The organism is Novosphingobium sp. 1529 (assembly GCF_040544855.1).
Taxonomy (GTDB): Bacteria; Pseudomonadota; Alphaproteobacteria; order Sphingomonadales; family Sphingomonadaceae; genus Novosphingobium; species Novosphingobium capsulatum.
In genome coordinates this window covers 250,510-263,620 of record NZ_JBEPKW010000005.1, presented here as the reverse complement: position 1 = coordinate 263,620, position 13,111 = coordinate 250,510, and the positions used below count along the sequence as shown (strand labels likewise).

Annotated in this window: 11 protein-coding genes; 3 read left to right on the top strand and 8 right to left on the bottom strand. The window is 64.8% G+C overall.

Translation table 11 applies throughout. The features are described 5' to 3' along the window. Nucleotides 1-404 precede the first annotated feature (404 nt). The 3 genes from ABIC78_RS12895 to ABIC78_RS12885 all read right to left on the bottom strand — a co-directional run bounded on the left by ABIC78_RS12895 (nucleotide 405) and on the right by ABIC78_RS12885 (nucleotide 5,361). Nucleotides 405-1,325, bottom strand: coding sequence for a hypothetical protein (locus tag ABIC78_RS12895; RefSeq protein ID WP_354490078.1), 921 nt, complete (start codon nucleotides 1,323-1,325; stop codon nucleotides 405-407). Between the two features lie 471 nt (nucleotides 1,326-1,796). Beyond that, nucleotides 1,797-2,864: an RES family NAD+ phosphorylase gene (locus tag ABIC78_RS12890; RefSeq protein WP_354490076.1), complete on the bottom strand. Its 1,068-nt coding sequence runs from the start codon at nucleotides 2,862-2,864 to the stop codon at nucleotides 1,797-1,799. A 244-nt stretch (nucleotides 2,865-3,108) separates the two neighbouring features. Continuing rightward, complete coding sequence (locus ABIC78_RS12885) at nucleotides 3,109-5,361, bottom strand: ComEC/Rec2 family competence protein (protein ID WP_502915676.1); 2,253 nt, start codon at nucleotides 5,359-5,361, stop codon at nucleotides 3,109-3,111. 28 nt (nucleotides 5,362-5,389) lie between these two features. Here ABIC78_RS12885 and gltX point away from each other — a divergent pair, with 28 nt between their 5' ends. Genes gltX through ABIC78_RS12870 form a run of 3 tightly spaced genes read left to right on the top strand, consistent with a single transcriptional unit; the run spans nucleotide 5,390 to nucleotide 8,422 of the window. After that, a complete protein-coding gene (gene gltX, locus ABIC78_RS12880; protein ID WP_354490072.1) occupies nucleotides 5,390-6,862 on the top strand; it encodes a glutamate--tRNA ligase in 1,473 nt (490 codons plus the stop codon). Between the two features lie 48 nt (nucleotides 6,863-6,910). Next, complete coding sequence (locus ABIC78_RS12875) at nucleotides 6,911-8,197, top strand: citrate synthase (RefSeq protein ID WP_022676546.1); 1,287 nt, start codon at nucleotides 6,911-6,913, stop codon at nucleotides 8,195-8,197. Nucleotides 8,198-8,212: 15 nt separating this feature from the next. Continuing rightward, nucleotides 8,213-8,422 carry a hypothetical protein gene (locus ABIC78_RS12870; protein ID WP_054130987.1) on the top strand — a complete coding sequence of 70 codons (210 nt, stop codon included), beginning with the start codon at nucleotides 8,213-8,215 and terminating at the stop codon, nucleotides 8,420-8,422. A 47-nt stretch (nucleotides 8,423-8,469) separates the two neighbouring features. Here the strand turns inward: ABIC78_RS12870 and ABIC78_RS12865 are convergent, their stop codons facing one another. From ABIC78_RS12865 to ABIC78_RS12845, 5 genes are all read right to left on the bottom strand, one after another. Then, nucleotides 8,470-8,898: a hypothetical protein gene (locus ABIC78_RS12865; RefSeq protein ID WP_156306423.1), complete on the bottom strand. Its 429-nt coding sequence runs from the start codon at nucleotides 8,896-8,898 to the stop codon at nucleotides 8,470-8,472. A 136-nt stretch (nucleotides 8,899-9,034) separates the two neighbouring features. Beyond that, nucleotides 9,035-10,435 (bottom strand): sensor histidine kinase, encoded by a 1,401-nt coding sequence (locus tag ABIC78_RS12860; protein ID WP_354490069.1) that lies wholly within the window; start codon nucleotides 10,433-10,435, stop codon nucleotides 9,035-9,037. A 2-nt stretch (nucleotides 10,436-10,437) separates the two neighbouring features. Further along, complete coding sequence (locus tag ABIC78_RS12855) at nucleotides 10,438-11,388, bottom strand: hypothetical protein (protein WP_354490067.1); 951 nt, start codon at nucleotides 11,386-11,388, stop codon at nucleotides 10,438-10,440. Nucleotides 11,389-11,398: 10 nt separating this feature from the next. Continuing rightward, nucleotides 11,399-12,643: a hypothetical protein gene (locus tag ABIC78_RS12850; RefSeq protein ID WP_233251102.1), complete on the bottom strand. Its 1,245-nt coding sequence runs from the start codon at nucleotides 12,641-12,643 to the stop codon at nucleotides 11,399-11,401. A gap of 73 nt (nucleotides 12,644-12,716) precedes the next feature. Next, the gene (locus ABIC78_RS12845; RefSeq protein ID WP_107717323.1) at nucleotides 12,717-13,070 is read right to left on the bottom strand and encodes an Hpt domain-containing protein; all 354 of its coding nucleotides are present in this window, start codon (nucleotides 13,068-13,070) and stop codon (nucleotides 12,717-12,719) included. Nucleotides 13,071-13,111 lie beyond the last annotated feature (41 nt).

Here is a 13,111-nt window from a genome sequence, read left to right as displayed (position 1 = left end):
ACCAAAGCCCTTTTACCCATAGACCAAGGCGAGCCTCACCGCGGGTCGTACTTGTAAGACTTTCGTACGCCTGCCGGCGCCCGAAACCCTTCGACAAAGCCGACGTTCTTCGCCGCGGCTTAAACGGCAGATTGTTCGCCAAGACCCGACACTTGGCCAACGCCCCGCTGGGCAAGAGTTGCGAGCTCATTTAGACAGGGAAACGACAGTCCGCTCTTGGACACTGATGGGCGAAAAGCGGCCGAAAGCTTTCAACCCATCACCTAAGGCAGTTGGCAAGGACCCGCCGACAGCTTTCCGATTTGACGATGCTCGCAAGTGCGAAGGTGGCTACTAAGATCAAGACCAAGCGGAGAGGCCCCGTGGCGCTAAGGCTCCGTACTTCGTTTCTGATCTGCTTCAATTTAGTCGATCTTGATATCCATGCTTTTGAGTAGCGAGGTAACCTGTTGGCGTAGATCTTGCGTCGGCTGGATATTGTCGTCGCAAGCCTTCCCGCCAACCACTGATCGATAAACCTCGTCGATCAAGGCATCTGTGGTCGCGTCGCGGTTCGGCACCTTCGTGCGGGCCTCTGCGCACTTGCTGCCGCGCTGTATCTGACCGAGGGCAAGGGTCTGAACAGCCACCTGCCGATCAAAGTTGACCCGAGGCGCGTCATTCACAAGTTCGACGAGACGCGGGGCAACCGTGATCGAGTCGGCAGCAGAAGTTGAACTTAGGTTTGTTTGAATCCGATCAAGCGTGCGTAGCAGTGCTGCGTAGGAGTCGGCGTTGAATTGACCAAGCTGCGCGGCCAGGGGAACTGCAGAAGTGACGCCTGGTCCGGAAAGACCGAACGTCTTCATCCGATATTCCACCTGTGCCAGACCTAACTGAGCATTCGCTGCAAGGAAAGGCAGGCTCGTATTAATGCTTGCACTGGCGTTGCGTATCCGCACCGCGAGCTGAACTCCCGCTCCGCACGTTCCGATGACTCGTCCTGAGCCATCGGCGATATCTCGGTAGAGCATGAACCGATAGAGAGTCACTCTATCGCTACCACTGAGCTCACCGCTGGCGTAAGCGTTCAAACTTACTGACGCATTCCGGTCCAGATTGTAGGAAAACGTTTCAAAGCCGTCGCTGAGCCCATGCGCAGTTCCGCCGGTTGGAGGTATGCAGCTATTTGGCCCAATCGCCTGAATGGTCGCAGGCGCGATATCTACACCACTCGAGATCGCGGCGGTCCGATCCGTAATCCGCGATTTAGAGAGCGAAGAACCAAGGTTCTCGACAATCGTTCTTGTGGACGGCGCGGCATCATCGACCGGCAACGGGACCATCGGCGGTCGCTCTTGGGCAAAAGCTTGGGGCGAAGCCACAGCCATTATGGAGCTCAGTACCATGGTCAGAATAGATAGCCTCATGTTACCCCCCGCTTCGACTCAAGCCCAACCAGAGAGAAGAGGAAGCCACGGCTGGGTTCAGTGGTCAACTCTATTTGATTGCAGTACAGTGAGGTGAATTTAGTGTCCCCTCACGACTGGCCGTCGCCGCATTGCGATTTTCTGCAATCGGTGCTTCTGCGGTCAATGGAAAATTTCACCAATTGTCGGCCAAACGGCCGCTCTCGATATGTCCGATGACACTCAAGCGTCCGAGATTAGGGCACGATCTTGAGGCTCCACTTGGCTGTGTTCCATCGGCAGCTTATGTTTGACGCTGACTTTCCTGCCGTCAAATCCAACCGGGTGGTTATGGTCGTCTACCGACACTGAATGATTGACGGCCGTCGGTAAGAATCCGCCATTCCTTCAATATGTCACAGGCCCAAAGATCATCTTGTACTTCACCTGATCGATGATCAACCGGTTTACACCGACGACTGCGACCAAGCCTTCGGCCACCGGTCGGCCGAAGATTGCTAGGTTTCCGATGATCTTGGACTTCTCAAAGTCTCGAGATTGACCAAAGCGGCGCGTCGAGAGACCGTAAACGGTATCAAACGGATTTCCGCCGGTATGAAGAACGCTGAAATAGGACGGATAGATCATTCCGTCGAAACCACGCGCGTGTACGGCTTGGGCGATCTCCCGCGAGATTGGATACGCATGCGATTGAGCGAGGAACAGCATCAAGACCCCCAGGTCCAGGCTCTCGAACTCGGTGCAGTCTTCCTGCAGGATGGCGGAGAGATCGATCAGCTTCAACGGGCGCTTAGGTCGCAAGGTCGCGATGTAGAGTTCGTCTCCCGCCATGAAGCGACACTCATGAACGCAAATTTCTGCGTCCTGCGAGCCGTAGAGAACCGGGAGATCGGCGTTGTCGAGCCGGCCGTTGCCCAAATACCTTTGCGGTGGCGCGTCATACTCGTTCGGCTCGGCCGGATTTTCTGGCGCTTTTCGAACGCGATAGAATTCTGTGTCTGTCAACCAAACAGTCGGATAGGATTCAAGGATCCGCTCGATGACCGCCGGACGCTGCGCCGCGGCCTGCAAATGCTCCAAGGGGGCGATATTTCCGATCATCCAGAGCCGCGGCCCATAGTGGAAAAAGCCGATATGCAGGACGTTCTGAAGCAGATCGACATCGGCGGCCAGCGGCGGGTCCGGGTTCAGTGATCCTTTCTGCGTCTCGTTGAAAACGATCGTAGGCGCTCCGCCGTAATCCGTGAAGGCAGTGCTGCCCTTCTCAAAGAAGTTTTTGGATAGCCAGAGCAGGTCGTCTCGCGTCAGACAATGTTTGGAGACCGCGCCGCAATTCGGACATGACCGCTCCTCGGTCTCGAACCACCTTGCCATGTGACGGAGTCCACGATCTTGGAAGCATTTCGCGCACAGCAGGATTTCGGTAGCACGTTGCTCATCGTGGTCGTCGGTCATGCATCATCCCCGGTAATTGCGTTTCCAGCGCGCTAACTGGGTGGGTGTCAGGTCAAGTGGCTTCAGTACGATCGCGTCCGGATGCATGTGAATGTCCCTTTTCGGCGTGAGCAGACATTCTATTCTCAGTTGCGGAACGACGCATTCTGGTCGAAAGTCGATACCATCCAGCTACCCGGTCAGTCCAGACGATTAAAAGACCCAAGCAAGCCGACGGCGCCGGAATCAAAGCTGCCGTTACCCATCACCTGCCCTTCCCTACCCACGCCTCTGGCCCCGGAAACCACCCGTGCTGTCCTTCCGTCTCCGCCACGGTCGCCAGTTTGCCTTGTGCCAGGTAGATCGCCAGGCCGCCGGTCTGGCGCAGCAGGCGGCGGTCGGCTTTGAGCCAGCGGGGGTGGCAGGCGCTGGGCAAGGTGCGATCGGCGATCACGATATCGGCGGCGGCGCAGGCGCTGGTGAGGGCCTGCCAGTCCACCTGGTCGCGGCCGCGGCTCATCAGCACGGTGTAGCGCCGGCCTTGGCGCGTGAGCACGGCGCGGCAGAAGTCCGCGTTGCACTGCGCGCCGGGCCAGGTGTCGAGCGGGCGGGCCTCTCCCTCCAGCCCGGCGGTTTCGAGCAGCATCGAAGGGGTATAGTCGCTGCGCGTGGCGCGGAGCATCAGCAGGTTGGGCCCTTCTCCTGCCAGGGCGACGTGGTGCCCGTCACCGGTCACCAGCACATCGGGCGTCGGTTGCAGCACGGTCAATACCGCGCCTAGACCAACCGGCACCAGGCCCCACAGGCGCACCCGCCCGGTCCACAGCGCCAGCCACAGCAAGCCGCCCACCATTAGGCCAAAGACCCAGCCGGGCATGCCGGGCAGCAGGGTGACCGCGCCGGGCTGGCTGGCGGTGAGGTGGGCCAGGCCCAGCAGCGCATCGAGCGACTTGCCCACCGCCCACCACGCCGGCGCGCCCCATCCGGCCAGATCGAGCAGCAGCGCCAGCGCGATCAGCGGCATGGTGACGAAGGTGGTGAGCGGAATGGCCACCACATTGGCCGCCGCGCCATAGATGCCGGCGCGATGGAAATGGAACAGCGCCATGGGCATCAGCGCCAGTTCGATCACCAGGCCCGTGGCCAGCACGAGCGCCAGATGCCGCACCAGCCGCATCGCCCAGCCTTCGTGCGCATGGCCAAGAAAGCGCCGCACCGGCGCGGACGAATCGAACGCGATGATGGCGATGACCGAGCCGAAGCTCATCTGGAAACTGGGGCCGACCACGGCCTCGGGCCAGAACAGCATGACGATGAACGCGGCCACCGTCAGCATCCGCAACGACAGCGGATCGCGGCCCAGCGCCAGGGCCAGCAGCACCAGCAACGCGCCCAGGCACGAGCGGATCGTGGGCACCTCTGCCCCGGTCAGCAGGGTATAGCCAATGCCCGCCAGCGCGCCCATCGCAGCCGCCGCCAGCGGCACGCGCAGGCGCAGCGCGAGGAAAGGCACCAGCGCGAGCAGGCGCGCGGTGATGAGGTATACCGCGCCGACCACGGCGCTGACATGCAGACCGCTGATCGACAGGAGGTGCGTCAACCCCGCGTCGCGCATCGCGTCTTCATCGGCCGTGGCGATGCTGCCGCGATCGCCGCTGGCAAAGGCGGCGGCGATCGCGCCGGGGGAGCCGCCCAGTTCCGCCCGGATGTGGTCCGCCAGGCGCTGGCGCACGGCATCGAGCCGGGTGCCCGGCGGCGCCGGCGCCAGCAGGGTGATCGCCCCCACACTGCTGCCGGTGGCCATAAGGCCGGAAAACCACGCGCTGCGGGCAAAATCAAAGCTGCCCGGCACCATCGGCGGCGCCGGCGGCATCAGCCGCGCACGCAGGCGCACCCGCGCCCCGTCGGCCAGCGCCGAATCGTTTTGCCCGGCCGGCGCCAAGGGCACGTTGATCCGCACCTGACCGTCCCGCGTTTCGCCCGACAGCAAGGTTACCCGCGTCTGCAGGATCAGCCGCAAACGGCCCTGCGCCGCCTGGACCTGGCGATCCACCACCGTGCCATCGAGCACCACCAGCATGGGCCGGGGAATCGGCGGAGTGCCCAAAAAGGCAGACTTGATCCAGATCGTGGCGCAGCCGGCCACCACCATCAGCCCCAGCGAAAGCACGGCCAACCGCAAATGGGCGAATCGGCCGTCTCGATCGCGAGGCAGCACAAGCAGCAAAATTCCGCCCATTCCGGCCATAAGGGCCAGCCACTGCCAGGGGCCTGGAAGCACCACCCAGGCGCAGATTCCCGCAGCAAACGCCACACTTAGCCAGGGGCCGCGTTCTGTGCCGCGCTGCTCGATCCACGCATTCGCATGCGCGAGCATGCTGGACAAACGCGCCGCTTTGGCCCAATGGCGCCCGAGCCCGTTCGGTCCCATATCAAGACCGGTTATCTGCGGGCCGGCACCGTTATCCCGGCCAAGCGCCGTTTGCGGATCAGGCGGTGTTGCAACAAGGCCGGCCATGCGCCGAATTGGAAGGAATGCGCCCTCGATGGCAAGCCAGACTGACACCGTTTCTGCAGGATCGGGTACGGCCAGCGCCAGCCCCACCCCAGCGGCACGCGTTGTCACCCGCTTTGCCCCATCGCCCACCGGTTTCCTGCATATCGGCGGCGCGCGCACGGCTCTGTTCAACTGGCTTTTCGCCCGCCACCACGGCGGCACTTATTTGCTGCGCATCGAGGACACCGACCGCGCGCGTTCCACCGATGCCGCGATCGAGGCGATCTTTGACGGCCTCAACTGGCTGGGCCTGGGCGGCGATGCGGATCCGGTGTTCCAGTTCGCACGGTCTGATCGCCATGCCCAGGTGGCACACCAGCTGCTCGACGCGGGCCACGCTTATCGCTGCTATCTGACGCAGGAAGAACTCGCCGCGCGCCGCGCCAAGGCGCAGGAAGAACGCCGCCCGTTCCGCCTGGAAAGCGAATGGCGCGATGCCGATCCCGCCACCTGGCCGGCCGACAAGCCCCATGTCATCCGCGTCAAGGCCCCGCGCGAAGGCGAGACGGTGATCGAAGACGTCGTTCAGGGCGCGATCACCGTGCAGAACGTGGAAATCGACGACTACGTCATCCTGCGTGGCGATGGCACGCCCACCTATATGCTCGCGGTGGTGGTCGACGATCACGACATGGGCGTGACGCACGTGATCCGTGGCGACGACCATATCAACAACGCGTTCCGCCAGCTGGTGATCATCCGTGCGATGAACGCGATCGAAGGTGGCTGGCCCGACCCGGTCTATGGCCATATCCCGCTGATCCACGGCGCGGATGGGGCCAAGCTGTCCAAGCGCCACGGCGCCCTGGGCGTGGACGCCTATCGCGACGAGATGGGCCTGCTGCCCGACGCGGTGTTCAACTACCTGCTTCGCCTGGGCTGGGGCCATGGCGACGAGGAAATCATCAGCCGCGACCAGGCGGTGGAATGGTTCGATATCGCCAATGTCAACAAGGGCGCCTCGCGCTTCGACCTCAAGAAGCTGCTCAACTTGAACGGGCACTATCTGCGCGAAGCGGATGATGCGCGCCTCGCTGATCTGGTTGCGCCCCGGCTCGATGCCCTGGTGCCGACTCACGACCGTGCCAAGCTGGCCGAGGCGATGCCGGTGCTCAAGGTGCGCGCGGCCGATCTCAACGAGCTCGCCAAGGGCGCGGTGTTCCTGTTTGCCCAGCGTCCGCTGGCGCTCGATGAAAAGGCGCAAGGGTTGCTGACCGTCGATGCGCGGGCAATCCTTGCCAAAGTGATCACCCGCCTTGAGGGCGCAAACGACTGGACAGCGGCCACGCTCGAGGCCAATCTCAAGCAAATGGCCGAGGAGCTGGGAGTAGGATTGGGCAAGATCGCCCAGCCCCTGCGCGCAAGCCTGACGGGACAAGCGACCTCACCTGGAATTTTCGATGTCCTGGTTCTCCTCGGAAAGGAAGAGAGCCTGGCCCGTTTGCGTGACCATGCCGCCTGACCAGGTGGCCCACAGAACATACTGTTTCTTTGTACAGGAGAGCCTAGCGTGAGCGACAATCAGGCTACTTTGACCATCGATGGCAAGACCATCGACCTTCCGGTCAAGAGCGGCACCATCGGGCCGGACGTCCTCGACATCCGTAAGCTTTACGGCCAGTCGGGCAAGTTCACCTACGATCCGGGCTTTACCTCCACCGCCAGCTGCGACAGCGCGATCACCTATATCGATGGTGACGAAGGCGTCCTGCTGCACCGCGGCTATCCGATCGGCCAGCTGGCCGAGCATTCCAGCTTCATGGAAGTGAGCTACCTGCTGCTGAACGGCGAACTGCCGAACCAGGACGAGCTGGCCAACTTCTCCCGCACGATCACGCGCCACACCATGGTGCACGAGCAACTGACCAAGTTCTACAGCGGCTTCCGCCGTGACGCGCACCCAATGGCGGTGATGTGCGGCGTAGTGGGCGCGCTCTCGGCGTTCTATCATGATTCGACCGATATTGCCGATCCGCAGAACCGCACGATCAGCTCCCACCGCCTGATCGCCAAGATCCCCACGATCGCGGCGATGGCCTACAAGTATTCGGTTGGTCAGCCGTTCCTCTATCCGCGCAACGATCTGTCGTACACCGGCAACTTCCTGCGCATGACCTTTGGCGTTCCGGCCGAAGAATATGAAGTGATCCCCGAAGTCGAACGCGCGATGGATCGCATCTTCATTCTGCACGCCGACCATGAGCAGAACGCGTCGACCTCGACCGTGCGCCTGGCCGGTTCGTCGGGTGCCAACCCGTTTGCCTGCATCGCGGCCGGCATCGCCTGCCTGTGGGGCCCGGCACACGGCGGCGCCAACGAAGCGGCGCTCAACATGCTGCGCGAGATCGGCACACCCGACAAGATCCCGCACTACATCGAGCGCGCCAAGGACAAGAACGATCCGTTCCGCCTGATGGGCTTTGGCCACCGCGTCTACAAGAACTACGACCCGCGCGCCACGGTGATGCAGAAGACCGTGCGCGAAGTGTTCGACGCGCTCAAGGTCAACGATCCGCTGTTCGAAACCGCGCTGCGCCTGGAAGAGATCGCGCTCAACGATCCTTACTTCGTGGAAAAGAAGCTGTTCCCGAACGTGGACTTCTATTCGGGCATCATCCTTTCGGCGATCGGTTTCCCGACCACGATGTTCACCGTGCTGTTTGCCCTGGCCCGCACCGTGGGCTGGGTGGCGCAGTGGAACGAAATGATCAGCGATCCCGGCCAGAAGATCGGTCGCCCGCGCCAGCTCTACACCGGGCCGACGCAGCGCGACTACGTTCCGATCAACCAGCGCTAAGCCGGAAGATACACGATGAAGAGAAAGGCGGTCATGGTGGCGATCCTGCGGATCATCGGCTTGGCCGCCTTTTTCATGGGCCTGCTGTGGATCGCGCAAGGCCTGGGCTTGGTGCACTGGCCGCGCGAAAGCTTCATGCTCGATCAGCGACCGTGGGCCTGGCGTGGCCTCGTACTGGCGCTGCTGGGCATTGCCGCCGTGTGGCGCGCCGGTCGCCGGCGCTGATCGCACAAGACCCGCGCCGGCCGGCTTGGCCGCGCCATTCCCACAATTTATTCGAACGCGGCAGGGTCTGGCGTGGGCGCCTGGCAGGCCTGGTGATTGCCATTCTGGCATGCCGCGACCTGCTCGTGCCACGCATCCATTGCCCGCGCATAGGCGGCGTCGCGGCGCGACTGGGTGGTGCGGATCATGGCGATGGTGTCGCGCCGGGCCTGCACGGCCTGGTGATAGTCATGCACCGCAGCGTGGTAGCTTTGCAGTTCGGCGTTCCGCTCGGCGCGGGCGGTGTTGGTATCGATCGCCAGCGCCTGCGCCTCGTTGCGATTGACCGCGCTGACCCCGGGATCCTGGCCGGGAACGACCACGCCCGGAGGGGCCGTCATTGATGCTGCTGCCGAACCATCGTTGAACGGCTGGTTGGGGTCTACTGCCTGGGCCAGCGCCGGGGTCGCCACCAAGGCGCCCAACAGGCCGACCATCGCCATTTTCCTGATCATCGCGAATCTCCGAAACAAGCGTCAGATTTCCGGTCCCCGATGCCCAGCGTTGTGGGTGAGACGGTCTGAACGTTTGCGGAATGCCATGAAAAGGTGCGGTTAACCTGGCGGCCAAGAATCAGCGCGCGTTGACGATACCGGCGCTGGCCAGGTCTGCCGGCAGGGTCAGCACAAAGCGGGCGCCCTCGCCCGGCGTGCTCGATACGGTAAGATCACCGGCCATGGCGCGGGCCAGGCGGCGGGAGATATAGAGGCCCAAGCCCGATCCGCCATCGCCGCTGCGGCCCAGCCGTTCAAACTTTTCAAACACGCGCGCCGCCTGGGCGGCAGTCAGCCCCTCGCCGCGATCTTCCACCGCGATCCACGCCGTGGCTCCTTCCACACCGCAGGCCAGGGTGACGGTGGCATGGGCCGGGGTGTAGCGGATAGCGTTGCTCAAGAGGTTGAGCAGCACCTGCAGCACGCGGCGGAACTCCCCGATTGCCGGGGCGTGGCAGGCCTCCTCGGGCAGGGTCAGCGCGATGCCCCGCTCGCGCGCGCGGACGGACAGGATACCGGCGGCGCGGCGGGCACAATCGGCGAGGTCGATGTGATCGGGCGCGGGGGCAAAGCCCGGCGCCTCTACCGCATCGAGATCCGCCAGGTCTTCGACCAAGCCGAGCAGGTGGCGCCCCGCCTCGGCAATGTCGGCGGCGTAGTTGCCATAGGCATCGGCCAGCGGGCCCGCCAGGCGGCTGCGAATGGTTTCGGCATTGGCGATGATCCGGCTGATCGGCTGGCGCAATGCAGGGGCAAGATCACGGCCGAGGAACCCGGTCCAGGGCGGCAGAGGGGCATCGGCGCCGGCCATGGCAGGCTCTGCCCCACGCAGGGGATCGGCCGGCAGCGCCAGGATCGTTTCAGGCAAGAGCAGCAGATCGAACCCGCTGCCCACGCGCGGCAACAGGCGCACGCGCCAGCGCCGGGCAGACCCGGCCACATCGACGACCATGTCATCGAGCAGCCGCCAGTGCAGCCGCGCCGTCTCGATGCGCCCCTGGCCAAGCGACAGCGCCGGAGACAAGGCCCAGTGGCGCCCGGTGGAGCCGGCCAGGTCTGCGGCCAGTTCGGCAAGATCGGCGGCAGCCAGATCGGCGGTGATTACCCGCTGCTGCTCATCAAGCAGGACATGCCCCTGCGCAAGATGATGCCACAGCGCCGCCGCATCGAACGCGGGCAGGCCATCATCGGGCGCGGCCGCGCGGCGCCAGTCGCGCAGCACCAGGGCAATGCCATCGTCGTCGGGCGTGGCCTGGGCATGAAACGCGATGGCGCAATCGCCATCCATCGCCACGATCGGCCGCGCCTGCGCCAAACCGGAAACCCGCACCTGGCGGACCAGCGCCAGCAGTGCCGGAACCGCCAGCATGCCCGGCATCGTGCCACCGGCCGCGATCTGCAACCGGGCCAGGGCCTCGTCAGCCGCAACCAGGGTGTCCGCAGCATCGCAGCGGGCGTGGATCGGATCGGCGGTGGCCAAAGTCAGCCGCCCAGCCTGGCATGCGCCAGGCGCTCGGCCGCATCCTGCGGCGACAGCGCGCCCACGGCCGCCGGTACCAGCGCCTCGGGATGAAACACCGCGACATGGCCACGCACAGCGTCGCCATCAAGGCCCGCAGCCCGCAAGACCAGCGCCAGCCGCGCCAGGTGCGATGGCGCCGTCAACAGTGCGGCATCCTCGCGCGGGGCGCCCATGGCGCGGGCCAGCGCGGTGAGGAACAGCGCCGGTCCGGCGTGCAGCGGATCGAGCGCCAGCGCCAGGTCGGGCAGCGTATCGACCAGGCGGCGCAGCAGCGCGAGGCGCCCACGCTCGGCATCGAAACGCAGACGCAACGACCGTTCGGCAATGATTGCACGGCTTTGCGCCTCGGCATCTTCTTGTGCGCGGGCGTGCAGCGTGACCAGGGCAATACGCAGCAGGTCTTGCGGCAGTTCACCCAGCGGAAGCTGCATGCGCCGCTGTGCCTGGCAGAACCGGGCCTGCGCCACCAGGGCCGCCATGGCTGCGGCCGAGCGATCCCCGTCCTGCGCCGCAATCGCCGCTTCAACCAGGGGCGCGACCACCATGTCCACGCCGTGATCCTGCTCAAGCCGGCAGGCAAGCTGCCATTCCAATGCCTGGCCATGCACGGCGGCCAAGAAGGCTCCATTGGCGCTGAGCAGGCTGGCAAACCCGGCCACCTCGTCAATGTCGGGCTCAACCCCTTCGCCCGCGCCACCGGCCTGGGCCTGGGCTACCGCCAGTTGTCGGGCGACATCATCGATCATGCCGCGCACATGGGCGATCACCGTATCGCCAAAGACCGCGCGCTCTTCCTGCAAGACCAGATGGCGCAGAATCGGGGCCGTGCTGTCGAGCGCGGCACCGGCGCGCGCCAGGCCAGCGCCGAGCCAGGCATCGTCTTCGTGCGAAAGGGGCGCGGGGTGCTGCATGCCCGTGGTTCTAGGTTCCATTGGTTAGCAAGCGGTTAGGAAACAGACCATGCGCCTGTGCCAAGGCCGTGGCAAGCAGCACGACGACGATCACCCGCAGGCCCGTTTCCAGCGGCATGAACAGCCCCACCACAAGCAGCGTCAGCGCCACAAGCAGGCGGTCGCACAGCCATGCCGTCCAGCGGAAATCGCGCAGCACCACCGGAAACAGCCAGAGGATCAGGACGAGGACCAGCGGCGGAAACCACGCCGTCTGGGCCGTGGGCCCGCCACTGGCGCGCCAGGCGCAGATCGCCACCAGCGCACCATCCACCAGCGGGCCAAACAGCGCCCCCCCGCGCAAGCGGCCCGATGCCTGCATCAGCGATGCCTGCTCCACCCGCGCCAGCAAGCGTCCGGCCTGCAACACCACCCAGCCCAGGCCAACCAGCGCAAACGCCAGCCCCGCCCTGCCCCACCAGCCCGCGCCCAGCGCGAGCAGCACGAGCAGTAGCGCCGCCGCCATGGCCACCCACGGCCGCGTACGGGCATGCAAGAGCGCAGGGCCGATCCGCCGCACCGCCTGCACCGCGAGCCATTCCCCCGGCGAGCGGACGTGGCTGGCCGCGGTGTGCTGGGCCAGCCAATCGTTTTCCGCAGCATGAGCATCGGCCTCGTTGCGCACCAGGCGCCAGCGGCCCGCAGCCAGCAGGGCCTGCGGCACCGCGCGCAACGGCAGGCGCGCCTGCGTCGCCAGGCGCAGCAGCGCGGCAACCGGGTTCCATTCGGGCGGCAGATCGCCCAGCCCGGCCACCACCCGGCCGGGCATGCGCATCGCCCCGGCCCAGGCATGGTTGATGTCGATACGTTCGAACCCGGCTGCAACGCCGGCTTCCACTGGCAAGGCCAACACGCCCGGCGCCTCGTCCAGAATGCGGCGGGCATCCTCGGGCATGGCCAGGAACCCTTCGGCAAAGACGATCAGTTCATCCTCGGCCGAAACCAACGGCACCAGTGCACGCGCCGCGGTTATGATGTGAAAGCGCGCGCCGCGCTGTTCGGCGACGTGCTGGATCTCGACGATCTCGGCCGAGAGCATTTCGGCATGGACGACGATTCGCGTGGCGCCCAGCGCCAGCGCCAAGCCCAGCTGGTGGCGCGCGATGCTGTGCCCGGCGATCGGCAAGAAACCGGGGTTTCCACCCGATTGGACGGCGCCGTCGCCCGCCAGATCGACCGGCACATTTTCCATCAACGATATGAGCGCGACCCGCAACTGTATGCCTCCTGATCGCGCGCATGGTAGGGCGGCAACCACGCCGTGCCAAGCGCCCGTCGGGCGTTTCGGATCAGGCCTGATCGGGGCTGATCGGCGCTGGATCTGCTGGCGCCGGATCCTGTGCACCGGCGCTGAAATCATCCAGCCACATCGCGATCTTGCGCAAGACCGCCGGATCGCCCGGCGCACCGGCCAGCGCCTGTTCCACCAGGCGCATCAAGCCTTGCGCGTGGAACGAGGCAGCCAGGCCTTTGAGCCGCAGGCCGGCCATCGACCAGTTGCCGTCACAACGTGAGCGCCGCATGAGATCGACCTGCCGCCGCGCGCTGTCGAGAAAAGCGCCGCGCAGTTCGGCAAACAGCGCCGGGTCACTGCCCGCCACGGCCGCCAGCTGCGCATCGATCGGATCGCCAAGATAAGCCATGCTGTTGATAGTGTGGCATCAGGGCTTAAGGCGGGTTTAAC

What these genes read in the sequence shown, in the direction of transcription:
- gltX (WP_354490072.1), top strand. Translation starts at nt 5,390, where the DNA reads ATGGCAAGCCAGACTGACACCGTTTCTGCAGGATCGGGTACGGCCAGC.
- ABIC78_RS12855 (WP_354490067.1), bottom strand. Translation starts at nt 11,388, where the DNA reads ATGCAGCACCCCGCGCCCCTTTCGCACGAAGACGATGCCTGGCTCGGC.
- ABIC78_RS12890 (WP_354490076.1), bottom strand. Translation starts at nt 2,864, where the DNA reads ATGACCGACGACCACGATGAGCAACGTGCTACCGAAATCCTGCTGTGC.
- ABIC78_RS12845 (WP_107717323.1), bottom strand. Translation starts at nt 13,070, where the DNA reads ATGGCTTATCTTGGCGATCCGATCGATGCGCAGCTGGCGGCCGTGGCG.
- ABIC78_RS12885 (WP_502915676.1), bottom strand. Translation starts at nt 5,361, where the DNA reads ATGGCCGGCCTTGTTGCAACACCGCCTGATCCGCAAACGGCGCTTGGC.
- ABIC78_RS12895 (WP_354490078.1), bottom strand. Translation starts at nt 1,325, where the DNA reads ATGGTCCCGTTGCCGGTCGATGATGCCGCGCCGTCCACAAGAACGATT.
- ABIC78_RS12870 (WP_054130987.1), top strand. Translation starts at nt 8,213, where the DNA reads ATGAAGAGAAAGGCGGTCATGGTGGCGATCCTGCGGATCATCGGCTTG.
- ABIC78_RS12865 (WP_156306423.1), bottom strand. Translation starts at nt 8,898, where the DNA reads ATGGTCGGCCTGTTGGGCGCCTTGGTGGCGACCCCGGCGCTGGCCCAG.